Source organism: Brevundimonas sp. (genome assembly GCF_965278935.1).
Lineage (GTDB): Bacteria > Pseudomonadota > Alphaproteobacteria > Caulobacterales > Caulobacteraceae > Brevundimonas.
This window is the reverse complement of record NZ_OZ257124.1, coordinates 2,394,871-2,414,344: the sequence shown is the minus strand read 5'-3', so window position 1 is coordinate 2,414,344 and position 19,474 is coordinate 2,394,871. Positions and strand designations below refer to the sequence as shown.

Genomic DNA, 19,474 nt, shown 5'->3' with positions numbered 1-19,474 from the left:
GGGCGACTATGAACAGTATCGCGACGGACGCAGCGACCCCCGAAGCGCCGACTGAGAAGCGCCTGACGCGAGGTATGATGATCGCCTGGGGTATCGGCACCCTCGGGCCGGTGACGGTGCTGACCGCCACCAACGCCCTGCTGCTGCGATACATGACCGACGTCTATGGGCTGGCGGCGGGACTGGCGGCGTCCCTGATCGCCATGTCGAAGCTCTATGACATCTTCGCGGACGTCGGCATGGGTGTGATCAGCGACCGGACCAGCACCCGCTGGGGCCGTCGTCGGCCCTATCTGATCATCGGCGCGGTGCTGCTGGCCGTGTCGATCGTGGCCATCTTTGCGGCCCCGGGCTTCGCCAGCGAGCAGACCCGCATCTGGTATATGGCCGGGATTCTTGTGTTTTACGCCACCGCTTACAGCGTCTTCAACATCCCCTACATGGCCATGCCGGGGGAGATGACGAAGACCTATCACGAGCGCACGGTCCTGATGAGCTGGCGCGTCTACGGCGTCGGTCTGGCCATCATGATCGCCACCTTCGTCGGGCCTCTCCTGCTGCAGTTCTTCGGCGGCGGGGCGCAGGCCTATACCAACATGGCGCTGCTGTTCACGCCGGTGGTGATCGGGGCGGGCATCGTGACCTTCTATGGCACCGCCAAGGCCCCCTCGACGGTGCGCGAACGCACGCGTCACACCCTGGTCGAACAGATCAAGTCCGGCTTCTCGAACCGGCCGTTCGTGATCCTGGTTCTGGTCAAGCTCATCACCTTGATGAGCCTGGGCATCCAGTCGATCTTCCCGTTCTTCTTCCAGCGCATCATCGGTGCGCCGGACGGGGTTCTGGGCCTGTATTTCCTGTGCCAGTCCTCGATGCTGCTGCTGACCCCCAGCCTGTGGCTGATGCTGAGCCGCCGCATCGGCAAGAAGAGGACATTCCTGGCGGCCCTGATCCTCAGCCTGCCGGCCTGGATCAGCTGGTATTATGCCGGCCATGGCGAGGCGAGCTGGCTGATCTATCTGCGCGGCGTGATCATCGGCGTCAGCGGGGCGGGGGTGATCCTGATGGGTCAGTCCATGCTGCCGGACACGATGGAGTACGACTTCCGCCGCACGGGCCTGCGCCGCGAAGGCATCTTCGCCGCCCTGTATACGACGGTCGAGAAACTGTCGGGGGCGATCGGCGTGGCGCTGGTCGGGGCCCTGTTGGGCAGCGCGGGCTATCTGCAGTCGCGCGGCGCCGCCGTGGTCCAGCCCGAGAGCGCCCTGGCGATGATCCGTTTCATCATGGCCTGGATCCCGACCATCATCACCGCCCTGGGGATCGTGGCGCTGCTGGCCTACAATCTGGATGAGGCCAAGCTGGACAAGACCGAGCGGACGTCGGCCTGATTACCTATTCGTCCGCTCTGCCGAAACTGAGGGAGCCACGATTGATCAGCCCCTTTGGGTCGATCGCATCCTTCACCGTCTTGATCAGTTCGAGCGTCCGGGGCTCCAGCGTTTCCTTCCACGGATAGAAGCGTGCGATCTGGACGTGGGCGCAGCGGTGACGCCGGAAGATGGCCTTGAAGCCCTCCTTCAGCGTCATGGCGAACCGGGTCGCCTCGGGGCGGTCATCGTAGCCGGCGAGGGCGTCGAGATCGCTGGTCTCGCGCACCCGATCGTGGAGGAACTGCTCGGGATCCTCCCATGACAGAAGCGGCTCGACGGTGATGGCCTGAGGCCCGACGGCGATCATCAGGACGCCGCAGCCGATGCCCAGTCGCTCCATCTCGCTCTTGTTCGCTTCCAGATAGTCATAGACCTCGGCGGTGACGATCTGGCCCAGGGAGTGGGGGATCAGGCCGTGAACCGGCAGGTTTCGGCGCGGGATGCGGCGCTCGGCGGTATTGAAATCGATGAAGGGCGCGGCCCGCATGGCGCGCGGCGCGGTGGGCGACACTTCCGATCCGCCGGCCTGTCTGGCCAGAGCGCGGAGCGTCTTCAGCCTGGCCGCGGCGCCGGCGGCCGAGTGGTCGTCGGTGGTCAGGTGCAACAGCCAGGTGTCGCCCTTGAAGACGCCCCGGCCGGCCAAGGCGATCCGGGCGCCGGCCCACAGGCCGTCGAACAGGTTCGACCCCGCCCTGATGACGTTCAGCAGGACCTGCAGGTCCTCCTTGAGCCCGGTCGTGGCATGCGCCGCCATCAGTCGGACGAAGAACGGATCCCACGAATAGCACTCAGCAGCCAGCGCAGAACGCCCGATGGCGGAGATGGCCTCGACGATGTCGGGATAGCGGGTGAAGGCGAAGCTCGCGTAGGCCTGATGCGGCGGCAGGGGGATCAGGCGCAGGACGGCGCGTGACTTGAAGCCCATCGCGCCGGTGTCACTCAGGAACAGTCCGGTCAGGTCGGGCCCGAACTGGCGCATGAAGGGGGCCATACCCTCCGACCCCCACGCGCCGGTCTTCAGCGCCGTGCCGTCGGCCAATACGACCTCCAGCGCGAGGACGGAATCCGACACCGCGCCATACTGGGTCGAGCCGAGGAAGAAGCTGCCCTGCGACAGGGCCCCGCCGACGCTGGCGCGAGACCCGGACATCGGGCCGAAATAGGGGGTGCGAACGCCCTTTTCCTTCAGCGCCTCGTAGAGCGCCTGCCAGGTGCAGCCGGTCTCGACGACGACATACATGTCGGTCGTGTTGATCTCGACGATCCGGTCCATGCCGCGCATGTCGACGATCACGGAGCGGGTCGTCTCGGGCGTGTAGCCGCCCGTGTAGGAAAAACCGCCGCCGCGCGGGACGACGACCCAGCCGTGGCCGGTGGCGGTCGCGACGACGCGCGACAGACTGTCGGTGTTGGCCGGGCGCACGACGATGTCCGCGACCGCGCCGCGCGAGGCGATGTCGGTCGAGAAGAAGGTCCGCTCCGCCAGGGTCGTGATCGCCGCGTCGCCGACGATCGCCGTCAGCTCGGCGACGATGTCGTTGACGACGGGCTTGCCGGGCGCGGTGGTCACAGGAAGTCGCCGATGGCCTTGTACAGGCGGTAGCGGGCCTTCTGGAAATGGGCGAAGTCGCCGCCTTCGGGGATGATGACGAAAGCCTTGTCGTCGGTGGCCAGGTCTTCGAAGAAGACGCCGCGCGGCGTGCCGCCCTGCATGTAGTTGGCTTTGGCCGCCTCGACGCCATAGATCAGCAGGGTGGGCCGGGTGATCGCCTTGGGATCAACGGCTTTGTAGGGGCTGGCGTTCTCCAGCCGGATGCCGTTGGGCGAGCGCGCCTCGGTCGAGGCGACCAGTTCGCCGATGGCGTGGCGCACCGCCGCGTCGGTGAATTCCGGCTCCAGCTTTTCGTTGTAGTGGGCGTAGGTGTTGGTCCACCAAGGCTCGGTTGGAGCCGGCAGGACCAGGTTCCCGCCGCCGCGCGCCGGGTCGTACATGATCAGGCGATCGACCCGCTCGGCATGGGTCTCGACATAGCGGCCGGCGATACGGCCGCCCCAGGAGAAGCCCAGCAGGTGAGGGCGAGCCCAGCCTTGCGCCGCCACCCAGCCCATGACGGCGTCGAGGTCGTCCATGGCCGCTTCGGTGGTGACGCTGAAGCCGTCCTCGGGTGGTTCTGACGAACCATAGCCCCGGATCGAGAAGGTGATCGTGCCGAAGCCGTGGTCGACGATGCCGTCCATCAGCGAGTAGTCCTCGCCCCCCGGGAACGACAGGTCGAAGATCGCCTGACCCGTCAGGTTCGAGCCTTGGACCATGACGACGACCTGGGCCGGTTTGGCGGACAGGCCCTTGGTGCGGACCGCGAGTTTGCCGATCGGGCCGTCGATCTTGAGGTTCTGGACGTCTGTGGTCTGGGGCTGGGTCATGCGGCGGGCTCCGGCCATTTGGGGAGGACGACGTCGCCGTCGAAACACTCGGGGAACAGGTCTTTCAGACGCTGCCAGGCGATGGGGTTCAGTGCGTGGTTCATCTCCGCCTTGACCATGGCGCCCCGCGTCAGGAGCGTGCCCTTGCGGTCGCCGAAACCCATCCAGCTGGGCAGCTTCTGCAACACGAAATCATAGGCGCCGGAGCCGGGCGCGCTGTCGCTGGCCAGGTCCGGGCGGGACGAAATGATCGACAGGGTGGTGACCGCTGCGCTGGCGTCCGGATGGTCGGGGCCGACCATGGTGCCGTCGGGCAGGGGGAAGCCGCGCGTCTTGCGCTCGGTCTGGGTCAGCAGGATGCGGCCGTCCTCTTCGGTGAAGACGACATCGACGCGATCGATCCGGGCGTGCGCCTGTTCGAGCTCCAGCTTCAGGCCGTCGCCGTCGCGCTGTATCAGGAAATGGGCTGGGCCTTCCTCGAACTTCTGCGGCGAAGTGCGGACGGCGCCGGTGATCGGATTGACCCAGCTCTTCGAAATCTCGCCGGTCGCGATGTCGCGCATATAGCCGATCTCCCACCAGTCCATGCGGAAGGCGTCGGGCGACAGGGTGGTGGTCTTGTAGACCATCAGGGTCTCGGCCTGGATGGCCGGGGTGACGGGGAAGCCTTCGATCTCGACGAAGGCCGTGCCGAAATACCAGTAGGCGGCCACGCCATCCCGGGCCGTTCCGAACATGGTGCGATAGGCGGACAGCGGATCGAAACCGGGGCCGGGCGATCGCGATGGCGTCGTCATGTCGTCGCTCCGTGTGATGTCTGCCGCCAGCCGTATCGGCGGGCTGGTCGTCCGAGAACGGGCATTTGGTCATAAGCCCATGCGGGCAGCGCACCCATCAGATCGGCGCCGTCACGGGGTCGTAGGCAGTCAGCGACGGATCGCTGGAGGGCGCCGACTTGCCGTCATAGGTGTCGGGATCGCGGGCCTGCGTCAGCAAGCCCTGCTCGACCGACTTGTGATGCACGAGGGTCGTGCGCGGCAGGCGGGCGGCCTCGTAGCGGGCGAAGGCGGAGGCGACGTCGGGCTCGGCCGCGAACGACCTAGCCAGGATCATCGCATCCTCGATCGCCATGGCCGCGCCCATGCCGAGGAAGGGCAGCATGGCATGGGCGGCGTCGCCCAGCAGGGTCACTCGACCTTGGGTCCAGCCGGGCAGGGGGGCGCGGTCGAAGATGCCCCATTTGATGGCGTGCTCCGCCTGACCGATCAGGCCGGGGACATCCGGGTGCCAGCCTTCGAAGGCTTTCAGGATTTCCTCGCGGCTGGCGGGGGTGGACCAGCCTTCACCGGTCCAGGTCTCGGTCCGTACGATGCCGACGCCGTTGACGATCTGGCCGCCGCGCAGGGTGTAGCGGTTGAAGGTCAGGCCGGGACCGAGGAAGACCGCGCCGCGTCCGAAGCCCATATGGGGTCGCGCGATCTCGGCCGGGACCAGGAAGCGATAGGCGATCTGGCCGGTGAAGCGCGGCTCGCCGTCGCCCCATAGCTGGGCGCGGACGACCGACTTGACCCCGTCCGCCCCGATCAGGGCGTCGCCTTGCGCGATCGAGCCGTCGGCGAAGCGGGCGGTGACGCCGTTGTCGTCCTGATCGAACCCGGTCAGGCGGTGGCCAGTCACGACGGGCGGGCCGCGTTCGGCGAAGGCCTCCACGAGGACCGAATGCAGGTCGGCCCGGTGGATCTGGCGGGCGACGTCGTCGATGCCGTCGTCCGGCCCACCGTCGCCGTGGTCGTGGGCGCCGTTCAGCAGCCGGCCGGTCTTGTAGTGCAGGAAGGGAAAGGCCGAGCTGCGGCAGGCGGACCTGGCGACCCGGTCCTGGATGCCTAGCGCCCGGAACACATGCTGTGCTCCCCGGCTGAGGGTCAGGCCGGCGCCGACCTCGCCCAGGCTGGGGGCGGCCTCGTGCACCTCCACGTCATGGCCGGCGTCTCGGAGCGCCAGCGCCGCGACCAGACCGCCCAGACCCGCCCCGATGATCTGGATGCGCATCAGATCTTGGGCCCCAGGGCGATGCTGACGGCCTTGGTCTTCAGATAGGCGTCCAGACCCTCGCGGCCCAGTTCGCGGCCCCAACCGGATTCGCGGTTGCCGCCGAAAGGCGTCTCAGGGCTCATCGCCGCGTGGATGTTGATGCCGACTTGGCCGGAATCGATCTGTTTGGCCAAGCGCAGGGCGGTGGTGATGTTCGAGGTCCAGACGGAGCCGGACAGGCCGTAGCGCGTGCCGTTGATGGCGGCGATCAGGGCCTGCTCGTCGTCGAACTTGATCAGGCTCAGGACCGGGCCAAACACCTCCTCCTGCTCGATCCGCATGCCGGCGGTGACGCCGGTGAACAGGGCCGGGCCGATGAAATGGCCGGGGCCGTCGATGGGGGCGGTCTCCAGCGCGGCGGTCGCGCCCTCGGCCTTGGCGATGTCGATGTAGGTTTCGATGCGGGACTTCTGACGGGCGGAGATGGCGGGGCCCAGGATGGTGTCGGGCTCCATGCCGTCGCCGACCTTCAGGGTTTTTGCGAAGGCGGCGACGCCCTCGGCGACCTGATCGTGGACCTCGGCGTGGACGAACAGGCGCGACCCGGCCATGCACTGCTGGCCCGTCGATAAATAGCAGGCCATGGCCGCGGCCGGGATCGCGATCTTCAGGTCGGCGTCGGGGAAGATGACGACCGGCGACTTGCCGCCCAGCTCCAGCGAGACCTTCTTCAGATTGCCGGTCGCGGCATGGACGATCTTGCGGCCCACCTCGGTCGAGCCGGTGAAGGCGATCTTGTCGATGGCCATATGCGCCGCCATGGCCGCGCCGATGTCCTCGCCATGGCCGTGGATGATGTTGAAGGCCCCCGGCGTCCCGCCCGCCTCGCCCCACAGACGGCCGAAGATTTCACCGACCAGAGGGGCCAGTTCGGCGGTCTTCATCACCAGGGTGCAGCCGGCGGCGAGGGCGGGAGCCATCTTCATGGCCATCATGCCGGGGGGCGCATTCCAGGGCACGATGGCGCCGACGACGCCGATCGGCTGACGCATCGTGGCGACCAAGAAGTCCTGACCGGGGCGGGCGCCGATGTTGGGCTCGAAGCTTTCGCCGCTGATCTTGGAGGCCCAGCCGGCGTAGTAGCGGAACAGCTCGGCGGCGAGGAACCGCACCACCATCTTCGACGAAGACAGGGGCGAGCCGTTGTCCAGCGTCATCACTTCGCCGAGGAGATCGACGTTGGCGTCCAGCAGGTCGGCGAACCGGTTCAGGATCACCCCGCGATCCCGCCCGCCCATCCGGCCCCAGTCGCCCGACAGCGCCGCGCGAGCCGCAGCGACCGCCATGTCGAGCTGATCCAGCGAGGCGGCGCGGATCTCGCAGAGGCCTTCTTCGCGGGCGGGGTTCTCGACCAGGATGGCGCGGCCCTCGCCTTGGACCCACCGGCCGTCGATCAGCAGGCCGTGAGAGCCGTCGAGGAAGCGGCGCGTGGCATCGGCGGGTTGGATGGCGGAGCGGATCATCGAGGCTGGCCGATCAGGGCGAGGGTGTCGGCCTCGGAGACCACCTCGGCGTATTTGGCCTGGAGGTCGAATAGGCTGGCCTCGTGCGGACGCGGGTCGCGGTCGCCGCAGGCCTCGCGCACGACATAGGGGATGAAGCCGTTCTGCAGGGCGTCCAGCGCGGTCGCGCGCACGCAGCCCGAGGTCGAGAAGCCGCCGATGATCACCGTATCCACCCCCATGCCGTTCAGCGTCGCCGCCAGACTGGTCCCGAAGAAGGCCGAGGCATACTGTTTGGTGACGACGACGTCCTCCGGGCCTGGGTCGATGCCGTCGCAGAACTCGCCCAGCGGCGAGCCGGGCAGATAGGCCTTCAGCGCCGGAACCTTGCGATAGAAGACGCCGCCGTCCAGGCCGTTCGCGCCATAGACGACGCGGGTGAAGACGACCGGCACGCCCGCCGCGCGACAGGCCGCGATCAGCCGGACATTGCTGGCCAGCGCATCCTCGACCCCGGCGTAGAGCGCCGACGTCGGTTCGACATAGGCCTTCACCACATCGACGACGAGCAGTGCCGGGGACCGGCCGAACGCCAGCCGCCCGTCGAAGCCCGCCATGGCATAGTCGTCGTCGAGGTCCGCCATGCTCGCCTATTCCGCTGCCAGGGCGTGGGCCCATTTCGGCTGTTTCGGCGCGGGCAGTCCGGTGTCGTTGTTGGCCCGCAGTTCGTCGATGGAGGGGCCATAGTTGAAGGTGGCGATCTCGCTGCCGCGCTGGGTCCGCAGCTTCGCGCGCAGGGCGTCGGTCGCGGCCGCATCGACTCCGCCTGAGCCTTCGATGACCACGCCATAGGCGAGGGCGCCCTGAACCGTCACCAGCCCCTGGACGACCTCCTTGGCCACCAGGGCGGGGTCGCGGTCATAGGGGTCGCCCCAGCCGCCGCCGCCCCAGGTGATGAAGTCCAGCTCGTCGCCGGCCTCGACCGGGATATCCTCGCGCTTGTTGCCGACCACCTCGCTGTCGCCGTTGGCCCGACGCAGGATCTTCTTCGCCCGCTGTCCGGGCGCGCCGCCATTGACGCCCCAGGGGTAGGTGAACCAGCGGTCGTCGTGGATGGCGATCAGGCCGGGATCGAGGAATTTGTAGGTCGTCAGGATGCCGTTGCCGCCCCGGAACAGGCCGGCCCCGCCCGAGTCCGGCACGGTCTCGTAGCGTTCGATCCTCAGCGGGAAGTAGCGCTCCAGGAACTCGTTGGGCACATTGGTGAAGTTGGGCCACAGGGAGTGACCGTCGGGGCCGTCGCCGAAGGGCCGACCCGGGATGCCGCCGAAGCCGATCTGGAACAGCTGGAACCATTCACCGTCCTTGTCCGTCCCCGAGTAGAAAAGGTGGGGCGAGGAGGAGAAGCCGGCGGCGCACAGGAACTCCGGCGTCTTCTGGCCCAGCAGACCGCCCAGGATGTCGAACAGACGCCCAAGGGCGTGGGTGCGGCCGGACAGGGCGGCCGGGAACTTCGGCTTCAGCAGCGACCCCTCGGGGATGCGCACGTCGATCAGGTCGTAGTAGCCGTCGTTGAACAGGATCTGCGGATCGAAGACCATGATCATGTAGATGCCGAAGAACATCCGCATCATGTTCTCGTTCAGCAGGAAGTTGATCGAGCCGGACGACTGCGGGTCGGTGCCGGCGAAGTCCAGGACCACCTTGCCGTTCTCGCGCCACATGGTGCAGCGGATCTTGTAGGGACCGTAGCCCAGGCCGTCGTCGCAGATATAGTCCTCGAAGCTGACCGGGGCCTCGCCGATGGCGCTCTCGATCAGGGCCTTCATGGCGCGGTGGTTGCGGGCCAGCAGGTTCTCGGTCGCCGAGACGAAGACGTCGTCGCCGAACCGTTCGGCCATCTCGATGACGCGGCGCGAGGCCACGCGACAGGCGGCGATCAGGGCGTTCAGGTCGGCCTTGCACCACTCCGGACTGCGGGTCTGGTGCATGACCAGCTTGATCAGGTCCTCGTTGTAGACCCCCTGTTTCCAGATCTTGACCGGCGGGATGCGCACGCCTTCTTCGAAGATCGACTTGGCGTCGATGGGCATGGAGCCGGCGACCTTGCCGCCGATGTCGGACTGGTGGCCGAACATCGAGGTGTAGGCGATCAGCCGCCCGTCCTTGAACACCGGCAGCAGCACCAGCCAGTCGTTGTTGTGGCTGATGGCGCCCTCGACCGAATAGGGGTCGGACAGGAAGATCATGTCGCCCTCCTCGACCGTGCCGTCATAGCCGTCGAGGAAGGGGCCGATGTAGGAGCCGAACTGGCCCACGATCATCCGGCCCAGATGGTCGGCGATCAGGGGGAAGGCGTCGCCCTGTTCGCGGATGCCCGGCGACATGGCGGTGCGGACCAGGGTCGTGTCCATTTCGACGCGGGCGTTGCGTAGCGCGTTCTCGATGATGTCCAGCGTCACCGGATCGATGGGGACGGTCTTGAACGGGGTGGTGTTGGTCTGGACGATGCGGGCGCGCATGATTGTCAGTCCTTCGCCGAGGGGGTGATCAGGATGTTGCCGAAGGCGTCGACCGTGCCGATGTGGCGGGTCTCGATCAGGGTGGTGGAGTCCATCTCCACCACGATGGCAGGGCCGGGGATGACGTCGCCGGCGTCCAGTTTGGACCGGTCATAGATGACGGCGGCCTGTTCGGCGTTGTCCATCCACAGGGTGTGATCCCTGAGCCTGGCTTGGGACGGATCGCCGTCCCCGGTCGGCAGAGTCAGCGCCGGCAGCTCCAGCGAGCGACCGAGCGCCACGGCTCGCAGGTTCACCAGCTCGTGCTCGGTGTCCATGTTGAAGGTGAAGAGCCGCAGGTGCTCCTCGTCGAACCGGTCGGTCAGAACGGCGATGCCGCCCGCCTTCAGGTCGGCCAGGGCCACCGTCATCGGCACCTCGAAAGCCTGGCCCGAGTAACGGACGTCGATCTCGAACGACGTGGTGATCTCGTTCTCCGGGATCCCGTCCGACACCAGTTCGGCGCGGACTTGGGCGTCCATCTCGGCCAAGGTGGACAGCACCTCCTCGAGGCCGGTCTCCGACACCCGCTTGGACAGAGACCGCGCGGTCTCGGTTCGCATCCGGGTGGTGGCGTCGCCGAGGGCGCAGAGCACGCCGGGCGAGACCGGCGACACCGCCGGATAGCTGCCCATCAGCCGGGCCACCGCGTTGACGTGCAGGGGCCCGGCGCCGCCGAAGCCCATCAGGGCGAAGCCGCGCGGGTCGTAACCCTGCTGCACCGAGATCATCCGCAGCGCGCCGAACATGTTCTCGTTGACGATGTCGATGATGCCCCGTGCCGCCGCCATCAGTTCGATGCCGAGCGCGTCGGCGATGGTCTGGACGGCGGTGCGCGCCGCCTCGCGATCCAGCTTGAAGGCTCCGCCCAGGAGGTTCTCGGGCAAATAGCCCAGCACGACGTTGGCGTCGGTCACAGTCGGCAACAGCCCACCCTTGCCATAGGCGGCAGGGCCGGGGGCCGCGCCCGCCGACTGAGGCCCGACCCGCAGGGCCTTGGTCAGTTCGGGCACATAGGCGATGGAGCCACCGCCCGCTCCCACCGTCTTCACATCCAGCGAGGAGGCCCGGACTGACAGGTGGCCGACCTCGGTCGTCCTCACCCGGCGCGGCTCGCCGTTCTCGATCAGGGCCACGTCGGTCGAGGTGCCGCCGACGTCCAGCGTCAGGATGTTGTTCAGCCCCGCGTTCTTCGCCACCCACAGTGCGCCCGTGACGCCGCCCGCCGGGCCGGACATCAGCAGGGCGACCGGATGCTCCTCTGACTTGTGCGACGACATCAGTCCGCCGTCCGATCGCAGCAGCGACAGCCGCCCGGTCATGCCGATCTTCTCCAGCCGCGCCCGCAGCGACCGGACATAGCGGCCGACGATGGGGCGGACGGCGGCGTTGGCGACTGTCGTCAGGGTCCGCTCGTATTCCTGCATCTCCGGCAGGACGATGTGGCTCAGCGACAGCGGCACGTCGGGCAGGATCTCGGCCGCAAGCTCCGCCACCCGGTTCTCGTGCGCGCCATTCAGATAGGCGTTGATCAGGGAGATGGTCAGAGCCTCGATGCCCTGGCCCTTCAGCTTTTCCAGCTGGGCGCGAATGTCGGCGTCGTCGACGGGGCGGACCTCGACGCCCCGCGCATCCATCCGGCCCTTGACCTCGACCGTGTCCTCCAGCCGCGCCATCGGCTCGGGCTTGGGCCAGACGATCCAGCCGGCCAGACCCCCCGGCACGAAGCTGCGCGCGATCTGCATGATTTGGCGATAGCCCTCGGTCGTCACCAGCCCGACGCGCGCCCCCTTGCCCTCCAGCACCGCATTGGTCGCCACCGTCGTGCCGTGCAGGAAGACCTCGATCTGATCCGGCCGCACATCCGCGCTGCGACAGACCGCCTCGACGCCGTTCAGGATGCCCTCGGAGCTGTCGTGCGGGGTCGATGGCGTCTTGTGTCGCCAGAAGTCGCCCGTCGCATCGTTGAACAGCAACAGGTCGGTGAAGGTGCCGCCGACATCGACGCCGAGACGGAAAGCCATGGTCTTCTCCTGGGCCTGCGGACAGGCGTCGGCATCCCGCCAAGGGAGGCCATCGATAGCCGATCGGAGCACCAAGTTCGGCCCTCCGGGGAGTGAGGATCTGTGGGGGAGGTATGCGTCCACCACAGTGTCGAAGCCGTCTTCCGCCTGCTGAAGTCAGGCATCACACCTCCAGCCAGTAATTCACATACATAGCCAACAAAGACATAAACATGCATATCGTTGACATGCTCCACCCGTGTGAGTCTAGTGATGCGGCAATCTGGGGAAGCGGGCCGCGCAATGACTGAATCGACGGGCGCCGCTTCGGGCGGCGCGATCGACATCGTGGTGAACCTGTTCACGCCGCATGAGGTGGCGAACAACCAGACCGGCTTCGACGCCAACTTCACCACCCAGGTGCGGATGGCCGAGCATATGAAGACCGGCGTCTCGATCGACGATTATCTGACGAAGATGGACGCGGCGGGCATCGAACGGTCGCTGCTGATCGCGGTGCGCGCGGGCGATCGCGACATGCGCGGGTCGTTCGAGATCCCCTACGCCCAGGTCGCCCAGTGGTGCCGCAAGCATCCGGACAGGTTCTCGGGACTGGCGGGGGTCGATCCCTATCGCGGGGTAGAGCAGCTGAAGGAACTGGATCACGCGGTGAACGACCTCGGCTTCGTCGGGGCGCACCTGTATCCGCACTGGTTCAAGCTGGCGCCCGACCAGGCGCTCTACTACCCGCTGTATTCGCGCTGCGTCGAACTGGACGTGCCGATCATGATGCAGGTGGGTCAGAACCTGATCTATCAGAAGACGGTTCGGCTCCCCAGCGTCGCCCGGCCGATCCTGCTGGACCAGATCGCCATCGATTTCCCCGATCTGAAGCTGATCGGCATCCACGTCGGCGTGCCCTGGACCGACGAGATGATCGCCATGGCCTGGAAGCACCAGAACGTCTTCATCGGCATCGACGCCTATGCGCCCAAGCACCTGCCGACGGCGCTGGTGCGGTACATGGACAGCTACGGTTCGCACAAGGTCATGTTCGGTACCGACTGGCCGGTGATCGACCCCGAGCGGGCGGTGCGGGAGATGAAGGATCACGGGCTGCGTCCCGCCTCCTACGATCAGGTGATGCGCGGTAACGCCGTCGAGGTGTTCCGGCTGTGAGCCTGTTCCAGTCGCCGCCCGCCGGATATCGCAGCCTGACCGTCTCGTCGGGTCTGCGGGCCGCCGCGACGCGTGATCCGGGCAAGACGGCGATGATCCTGGGCGGGGAGCACCGGCGCTATGACCGGGTGATCGAGAACATCGACCGGACGGCGAATCTGCTGGTCCACGGGCTGGGCCTGAAGCCGGGCGACCACCTCGCGATCGTCGCCACCAATTGCATGGAGTATCTGGAGATCCTCGCCGCCGTCGGCGATGTCGGCTGCGCCATCGCCACGCCCAATCCGAAGCTGACACCGCGCGAGCTGGCCGAGATCTGCAACGACGCCGAGGCGCGGGTACTGTTCGTCCATCCGGATTGCGAAGGTGCTGTGGAGCGCGAGCGGCTGACGACGGTCGAGCGGATCGTCGTGCTGGGCGACGACTACGAGGCGTTGAAGGCGCAGGCGTCATCGCGGTTCGAGCCGCTGCTGATCCCGGACTGGACGACCTTCTCGATCCCCTACACCTCGGGCACGACGGGCAAGCCGAAGGGGGTGCTGGTGTCTCATCGGTCGCGGACGCTGCAGTTCCTGGCCTATGCGGCGGAGTATGGCATCTTCTCGCCCGACGACCACTTCCTGGCCCTGTCGCCGATGTGCCACGGAGCCGGGTTCGCCTTCGCCTTCAACGCCCTGTTCCTGGGCGGGACGGTCGAGATCGCGACGAAGTTCGAGCCGGAGCTGGTGCTGCGTCGCCTGCACGACGGCGACGTCACCGGTCTGTTCACCGTGCCGACCCATCACCACGCCATCTTCGATCTGGGCGACAAGGTGCTGGAGGCGAACCGGGGCAATCGGCTGCGTGGCATCGTCGCCAACGCCGCGCCGCTGCCGGATGACACCAAGGTGCGGATCATCGACTATTACGGCGAGGGCCTGCTGCACGAGACCTATGGCTCGACCGAGGCCGGCTGCGTCACCAATCTGCGGCCCCAGGATCAGCGAAGGAAGAGCCGCTGCGTCGGCCTGCCTTTCGTCGGCAATCAGGTGAAGCTGGTCGATGACGCGGGCGTCGAGGTCGGTCCTGGCGAGGTCGGGGAGCTGATCTCGCGCTCGCCCTATCTGTTCAACGGCTACTGGAAGCGGCCGGACCAGACGGCGGAGACGCTGAAGGACGGCTGGGTCGGGGTCGGCGACCTGGCGGTCAAGGACGAGGAGGGCTTCGTCCACATCGTCGATCGCAAGAAGGACATGGTCATCACGGGCGGGCTGAACGTCTATCCGCGCGAGATCGAGGGGGTCATCGACGCTCATCCGTCCGTGCGCGAGTCCGCCGTCGTCGGCGTGCCGGACCCGCGCTGGGGCGAGCGGCTGGTCGCCTATGTCGTGCTTGATCAGCCGGTCGCGGCGGCGGAGCTTTCGTCATTCTGCGAGGCGGGTCTGGCGGCCTACAAACGACCGCGAGACTTCCAGGTCATCGACGCCTTGCCGCGCAACGCCAATGGCAAGGTGTTGAAGACCGCGCTGCGCGATCTGCACGCCGACCAGACCAGAGAGACCGCCTGATGGCCTATTCCTCGCTGCGCTACGAGATCGAAGACGGCATCGGCGTGGTCACCTTCGCCACGCCCGAGCGGCTGAACGCCATCAGCGAGGCGCGGCTGGACGAGCTTGAGGCCGTGCTGGCCGAGGCCCATGCGGACGAAGCCCTGCGGGCCCTGGTCCTGACGGGGGAGGGCGATCGCGCCTTCTGCGTCGGGCTGGATCTGGAACTGCTGGACCGGGCCTTCGCCGATCTGGACTGGTTCGATGCGACCGTGGCGCGGGTCGCCGGGATTATCGCCAACCTGGAGGCCCTGCCGATCCCGACCCTGGCGGCCATCAACGGCGTGACGCGGGCGGGCGGCTTCGAATTCTCGCTGGGTTGCGACTTCATCATCGTCGCCGACGAAGCCCCGTTCGGCGACGCCCACACCGATTCCGGCGTGCTGCCAGCGGCGGTGACCACGCGGCTGAAGCGCAAGGTCGGCGACCAGAAGGCCAAGGCCCTGATCTGGAGCGCGCGCTTCCTGCATGGGCAGGAGGCCGTGGACTATGGGCTGGCGATCAAGTCCGTGCCGCGCGCCCGACTGCTGGACGAGTCAAAGGCCTTCCTCAAGACCCTGACCGACAAGCCGCGCGCCACGATCGCCGCCAGCAAGTCGGTGCTGCAGCAGGGCGCCGACCTGACGCTGGCCGAGGCCGTCGCGCTCGAGCTGAAGACCTTCTCGACCTACAACCGAACCCAACCCTATGGCCGCGAGGGCTACACCGCCTTCCGCGAGAAGCGGTCGCCCAGCTGGAAGGTCGCCGGATGACCGACACGCCCACGAAGCCCGCAGAGGCCGGTTGGCCCACGCCCGCGACGGCCTGGTACACGGTCGGCGTTCTGCTGATCGCTTATACCTTCGCCTATGTGGACCGGGCGATCCTGACCATCCTGGTCGAGCCGATCCAGGCCGACCTGAACCTGAACGACACCCAGATCGGGCTGCTGCACGGGTTCGCCTTCGTCATCTTCTACGTCAGCCTGGGCGTGCCGCTGGGCTATGTGGCGGACCGGTTCAATCGCAAGCATCTGATCGCGGGCAGCGTGGCGCTGTGGAGCGTGATGACCGCGCTTTGCGGCATGACCCACACCTTCTGGCAGCTGTTCGCCGCGCGCGTGGGCGTGGGCGTGGGGGAGGCTGGCCTGTCTCCGGCCGGCTATTCGATGATCTCGGACTGTTTCCCGCCCAAGCGCCGCAGCCTGGCGCTGGGCATCTATACGATCGGCATCTACCTCGGGTCCGGTCTGGCCATCCTGGGCGGCGGTCTGGTGGTGGGGTTGATCGGGACGACGCCGTCGGTCGAGATCCCGGTGCTGGGCGAGGTCCGGTCCTGGCAGTTGGCCTTCTTTGCTGTCGGTCTGCCCGGCCTGCTGGTCGCGTTGCTGATGCTGACGGTGCGGGAGCCCGCCCGCAAGCTGAGCAGCGCCGACACGGCCGCCGTCGACTTCAGGTCGAACTGGAACGCGACGTGGAAGCACATCGGCCAGCACCGCAGCGCCTATGCCCTGATCACTGTCGGGTTCGCTTTCCTGGGCGTGCCGTTCAATGTCGCCCTGCTGTGGGCCAGGCCCTATCTGTCGCGTCACTTCGGGGTCAGCCCGGAGCAGGGGGCCTATCTGGTCGGCTTCACCATGCTGGTGTTTGCGACCGCCGGGATCATCTGCGGCAGCATCCTGTGCGACCGGATGCAGGGCAAGGGCAAGACGGACGCCACGGTCAAGATCGGTTTGGCGGCGTCGCTGCTGGTGATCGCGCCGGTCATCGCGTTTCCGCTGATGCCGACCCTGCCGCTGGCCATCGCGGCGCTGGCGGTCGTGCTGTTCTTCGGCGCCTTCGCCTATGGCGCGGCGCCGGCATCATTGCAGTTGGTGACGCCGAACCGGATGCGGGCCACGGTGTCGGCGCTGTATCTGGTGCTGGTCAATCTGGTCGGGCTGACGGCCGGGCCGATCGTCACCGGCATGTTCACCGATTACGTCTTCCAGGACAAAGGCGCGGTCGGCATCTCCGCCGCCATCGTCGGCACGGCCAGCGCCATCATCGCCGCGATCGCCTTCGCCTTGTTGTCAAAGCCGTTCGTGTGCGCCGCCGAGGCGCAGGTCGCGGCCGGGATGGCGAGGGACGCGGGTTGATGGTCAGCGAAGCCTTGATGTCCGAGGTGGGCGCCATCGTCCGTGATGTGCCACGTCAGTTGCTGATTGGCGGCGCGTGGCGAGAGGCGGCGAGCGGCGCGCGCTTCGCGGTTCTGGACCCGGCAACCGGCCGCTCCGTCGCCGATGTCGCGGACGGTGGTCCGCAGGAAGCGATCCTGGCAATGGAGGCCTGCGTTGCTGCACAGGCCGATTGGTCACGGACCCCGGCCCGCGTGCGCTCCGATATACTGTTGGCCGCGTGCCGGCGGATGCTGGTCGATGAGGAGCGTCTCGCCCGGCTGATGACGCTGGAGATGGGCAAGTCGCTGGCGGAATCGCGTGGTGAGGTTCGCTATGCTGCGGATTTCCTGCGCTGGTTCGCCGAGGAGGCGGTTCGTCTCGGGGGCCAATACAGCCTGGCGCCAGATGGTTCCGCACGCATTCTGACCACGCGAGAGCCGGTGGGACCTTGCATCCTGGTGACGCCATGGAATTTCCCCTTGGCCATGGGCACGCGCAAGATCGGCCCCGCGATCGCGGCGGGCTGCACCATGATCGTGAAACCGGCTCAGCAGACGCCGCTGTCGATGCTGGCGCTGGCCGCGATCTTTCAGGACTGCGGGCTTCCGGCGGGTGTCCTGAATGTCGTGACGACGCGCCGGGCCGCGCCGGTGGTGACGACCTGCATGGAGCATCCGGCTGCGCGCAAGGTTTCCTTCACTGGCTCGACCAACGTGGGACGCCGGCTGGCGGCCCAGGCGGGCGACCGGATGCTGCGGATGTCGATGGAACTGGGCGGGGACAATCCGTTTCTGGTCTTCGCCGACGCGGATCTGGACGCGGCGCTGGACGGAGCCATTCTGGCCAAGATGCGAAACATCGGAGAGGCCTGCACGGCTGCCAATCGTTTCCTGATCGAGGAGAGCGTCGCCGATGACTTCGCAAGGCGTCTGGCCGATCGCATGGGGGCGATGACTGTAGGACCCGGCCTTTCGGACGCACAGGTCGGGCCGTTGATCGACGCCCCCGCACGCGACCGGGTTGCGGCGCTTGTTCGCGATGCGGTCGATGCCGGAGCCGATGTCCTGACGGGCGGGTTCATGCCGGAAGGCGAGGGCTTCTTCTATCCGCCGACAGTGCTGACGAATGTTCCAGCCCATGCCGAAATCCTCAACACCGAAGTCTTTGGCCCGGTCGCTACAATTCAGACCTTCCGCGACGAGGCCGAGGCCATCGATATAGCCAATGCGACGACCTTTGGTCTGGCAGCCTATGTCTATACGAGGGATCTGGCGCGGGGCCTGCGGGTCACTGACAGGCTTCAGGTCGGCATGGTCGGATTGAACCGGGGCGTGGTCTCCACTCCTGCTGCCCCGTTTGGCGGCATCAAGGCCTCGGGCATCGGCCGGGAAGGCGGGCGTGAAGGCGTCGAGGAATACCTTTCGCTGAAATACGCCTCTATCGCGATCTGACCGGCTTCGGCGAAGCGGCATTCGGCAGGAAGCCGTGGTCATGCAAGATTGGGATGACTGCCTTGACGATTGTCGCCTCGTCACGCCTGATCCGGTCGGACGGTCCGCTGATCGCCATGACCATACTGCGGCGCCCGTCATCCGTGGGCAGCACCCATGAGACCGCCCCGACACCATCGATATACATGTCGTAGCCGGCAAACCAGCCGCGCCGACGAATGCCTTCGACGGCATCAAGTATCGCCTTGGAATCCACGGGTGGCCCGTCACCGGCGCGCGTCCTGTTGTGGCGCTCGGCAAGCCGCACGATTTCATCGTTCGGCCGCGTGGTCAGAGACGTCAGGCCTATCGTCGAATGGAACAGAGGGGCCAGCGTGCCCGGCGTCAGGTTGACCGTGATATGCTGGGGTCCCTGCGCGATATGGATGAACTGCATGTCCAGATCGTTCTGGCCGCTGATCGAAACGGACTCCCCGGTCGCCCTGATGAGGGCCTCGACCAAGGCGATCAGACTGCCATCGCCGCTGTGGACCGCGTGTTCCACCCACTGGCCCAACAGCGTCACACGGATCGTCGGGAAATAGGTTCGGTCGATCCGGTCGAACGACAGATATCCCAGAGACACCATGCTTTTCAGCAGTGCCAAGGCGCTGGACGCCGGGTAGTTCAGATGGCGTCCGACCCGGATCGACGTCAGAGGCTCGCGCAGCTTTTCGAATAGTTCCAGCACCTCGAACACGCGGGCGGCGGATTTGATGGTGGAACTGACGCCGTCGCTCATTCGAAATCCGATCTTGTTCGCAATTTGGGTTCGAGAACGCGATTTCTCGCGCCCGTCGGACCCTGTGCGACAGCATCTCGGCCGGTTTCACACAGACCCGCAAGGCCCTTCGAAGACCGATGCGGTCGTCGATGACAATGCCAAGTGAAGCAATGGTGTCACAATGACGGGCAATCAAGCGTGGCCTTGTGGCCGGGACTTTTTCAGGCCGGTCGCTTCTGAAGACAACACAGCCTTCGTGAGACGCCAAGCCTCTGAAATAACGCGAATATCCAAGCCGATCCGGTTTCGAGTGCGACCGCTGCCCGTCGGCGGACCTGTCATGCACATAGCTGTATCATAAACTCATATCCCCGCATATTGACACTTATGACCCCCCGACTGAC

15 protein-coding genes are annotated in these 19,474 nt (G+C 66.7%); 6 read left to right on the top strand and 9 right to left on the bottom strand.

What is annotated here, in order from left to right:
• The first annotated feature begins 74 nt into the window (after positions 1-74).
• Positions 75-1,391, top strand: a complete 1,317-nt coding sequence (locus ACQY68_RS12165) for an MFS transporter (RefSeq protein WP_428149690.1) — start codon at positions 75-77, stop codon at positions 1,389-1,391.
• Positions 1,392-1,395: 4 nt separating this feature from the next.
• Here the strand turns inward: ACQY68_RS12165 and ACQY68_RS12160 are convergent, their stop codons facing one another.
• From ACQY68_RS12160 to ACQY68_RS12125, 8 genes are all read right to left on the bottom strand, one after another.
• Positions 1,396-3,003, bottom strand: a complete 1,608-nt coding sequence (locus ACQY68_RS12160) for an FAD-binding oxidoreductase (protein WP_428149689.1) — start codon at positions 3,001-3,003, stop codon at positions 1,396-1,398.
• Positions 3,000-3,857: an alpha/beta fold hydrolase gene (locus ACQY68_RS12155; RefSeq protein ID WP_428149688.1), complete on the bottom strand. Its 858-nt coding sequence runs from the start codon at positions 3,855-3,857 to the stop codon at positions 3,000-3,002. The genes ACQY68_RS12160 and ACQY68_RS12155 overlap by 4 nt, the downstream gene beginning before the upstream one ends.
• The gene (locus ACQY68_RS12150) at positions 3,854-4,654 is read right to left on the bottom strand and encodes a hypothetical protein (protein ID WP_428149687.1); all 801 of its coding nucleotides are present in this window, start codon (positions 4,652-4,654) and stop codon (positions 3,854-3,856) included. Before ACQY68_RS12150 ends, ACQY68_RS12155 begins: the two co-directional genes overlap by 4 nt.
• Positions 4,655-4,751: 97 nt before the next feature.
• Positions 4,752-5,906 carry an FAD-dependent monooxygenase gene (locus ACQY68_RS12145; protein WP_428149686.1) on the bottom strand — a complete coding sequence of 385 codons (1,155 nt, stop codon included), beginning with the start codon at positions 5,904-5,906 and terminating at the stop codon, positions 4,752-4,754.
• Positions 5,906-7,411, bottom strand: a complete 1,506-nt coding sequence (locus ACQY68_RS12140) for an aldehyde dehydrogenase family protein (protein ID WP_428149685.1) — start codon at positions 7,409-7,411, stop codon at positions 5,906-5,908. Before ACQY68_RS12140 ends, ACQY68_RS12145 begins: the two co-directional genes overlap by 1 nt.
• Positions 7,408-8,034, bottom strand: a complete 627-nt coding sequence (locus ACQY68_RS12135; RefSeq protein ID WP_428149684.1) for an isochorismatase family protein — start codon at positions 8,032-8,034, stop codon at positions 7,408-7,410. Before ACQY68_RS12135 ends, ACQY68_RS12140 begins: the two co-directional genes overlap by 4 nt.
• A 6-nt stretch (positions 8,035-8,040) precedes the next feature.
• Positions 8,041-9,912, bottom strand: a complete 1,872-nt coding sequence (locus ACQY68_RS12130; protein WP_428149683.1) for a hydantoinase B/oxoprolinase family protein — start codon at positions 9,910-9,912, stop codon at positions 8,041-8,043.
• 5 nt (positions 9,913-9,917) lie between these two features.
• Entirely contained in the window at positions 9,918-11,975 is a 2,058-nt protein-coding gene (locus ACQY68_RS12125; protein WP_428149682.1) for a hydantoinase/oxoprolinase family protein, read from the bottom strand.
• Between the two features lie 282 nt (positions 11,976-12,257).
• Between ACQY68_RS12125 and ACQY68_RS12120 the strand changes: the two genes are divergently transcribed.
• From ACQY68_RS12120 to ACQY68_RS12100, 5 genes are read left to right on the top strand one after another with little or no spacing between them, the layout of a single operon-like run.
• A complete protein-coding gene (locus ACQY68_RS12120) occupies positions 12,258-13,133 on the top strand; it encodes an amidohydrolase family protein (RefSeq protein WP_428149681.1) in 876 nt (291 codons plus the stop codon).
• Entirely contained in the window at positions 13,130-14,680 is a 1,551-nt protein-coding gene (locus ACQY68_RS12115) for a class I adenylate-forming enzyme family protein (RefSeq protein WP_428149680.1), read from the top strand. The genes ACQY68_RS12120 and ACQY68_RS12115 overlap by 4 nt, the downstream gene beginning before the upstream one ends.
• Positions 14,680-15,471 carry an enoyl-CoA hydratase/isomerase family protein gene (locus ACQY68_RS12110; protein ID WP_428149679.1) on the top strand — a complete coding sequence of 264 codons (792 nt, stop codon included), beginning with the start codon at positions 14,680-14,682 and terminating at the stop codon, positions 15,469-15,471. The genes ACQY68_RS12115 and ACQY68_RS12110 overlap by 1 nt, the downstream gene beginning before the upstream one ends.
• Entirely contained in the window at positions 15,468-16,835 is a 1,368-nt protein-coding gene (locus ACQY68_RS12105; protein WP_428149678.1) for a spinster family MFS transporter, read from the top strand. Before ACQY68_RS12110 ends, ACQY68_RS12105 begins: the two co-directional genes overlap by 4 nt.
• Positions 16,835-18,307, top strand: a complete 1,473-nt coding sequence (locus ACQY68_RS12100; protein WP_428149677.1) for an NAD-dependent succinate-semialdehyde dehydrogenase — start codon at positions 16,835-16,837, stop codon at positions 18,305-18,307. The genes ACQY68_RS12105 and ACQY68_RS12100 overlap by 1 nt, the downstream gene beginning before the upstream one ends.
• Here ACQY68_RS12100 and ACQY68_RS12095 read toward each other — a convergent pair.
• Positions 18,294-19,088: an IclR family transcriptional regulator gene (locus tag ACQY68_RS12095; protein ID WP_428149676.1), complete on the bottom strand. Its 795-nt coding sequence runs from the start codon at positions 19,086-19,088 to the stop codon at positions 18,294-18,296. The two genes, ACQY68_RS12100 and ACQY68_RS12095, sit on opposite strands and share 14 nt — an antisense overlap.
• Positions 19,089-19,474: the final 386 nt, after the last annotated feature.

Coding starts and splice junctions, on each gene's coding strand:
- ACQY68_RS12165 (WP_428149690.1), top strand. CDS start 75: ATGATGATCGCCTGGGGTATCGGCACCCTCGGGCCGGTGACGGTGCTG.
- ACQY68_RS12155 (WP_428149688.1), bottom strand. CDS start 3,857: ATGACCCAGCCCCAGACCACAGACGTCCAGAACCTCAAGATCGACGGC.
- ACQY68_RS12150 (WP_428149687.1), bottom strand. CDS start 4,654: ATGACGACGCCATCGCGATCGCCCGGCCCCGGTTTCGATCCGCTGTCC.
- ACQY68_RS12145 (WP_428149686.1), bottom strand. CDS start 5,906: ATGCGCATCCAGATCATCGGGGCGGGTCTGGGCGGTCTGGTCGCGGCG.
- ACQY68_RS12140 (WP_428149685.1), bottom strand. CDS start 7,411: ATGATCCGCTCCGCCATCCAACCCGCCGATGCCACGCGCCGCTTCCTC.
- ACQY68_RS12135 (WP_428149684.1), bottom strand. CDS start 8,034: ATGGCGGACCTCGACGACGACTATGCCATGGCGGGCTTCGACGGGCGG.
- ACQY68_RS12130 (WP_428149683.1), bottom strand. CDS start 9,912: ATGCGCGCCCGCATCGTCCAGACCAACACCACCCCGTTCAAGACCGTC.
- ACQY68_RS12125 (WP_428149682.1), bottom strand. CDS start 11,975: ATGGCTTTCCGTCTCGGCGTCGATGTCGGCGGCACCTTCACCGACCTG.
- ACQY68_RS12120 (WP_428149681.1), top strand. CDS start 12,258: ATGACTGAATCGACGGGCGCCGCTTCGGGCGGCGCGATCGACATCGTG.
- ACQY68_RS12110 (WP_428149679.1), top strand. CDS start 14,680: ATGGCCTATTCCTCGCTGCGCTACGAGATCGAAGACGGCATCGGCGTG.
- ACQY68_RS12105 (WP_428149678.1), top strand. CDS start 15,468: ATGACCGACACGCCCACGAAGCCCGCAGAGGCCGGTTGGCCCACGCCC.
- ACQY68_RS12100 (WP_428149677.1), top strand. CDS start 16,835: ATGGTCAGCGAAGCCTTGATGTCCGAGGTGGGCGCCATCGTCCGTGAT.
- ACQY68_RS12095 (WP_428149676.1), bottom strand. CDS start 19,088: ATGAGCGACGGCGTCAGTTCCACCATCAAATCCGCCGCCCGCGTGTTC.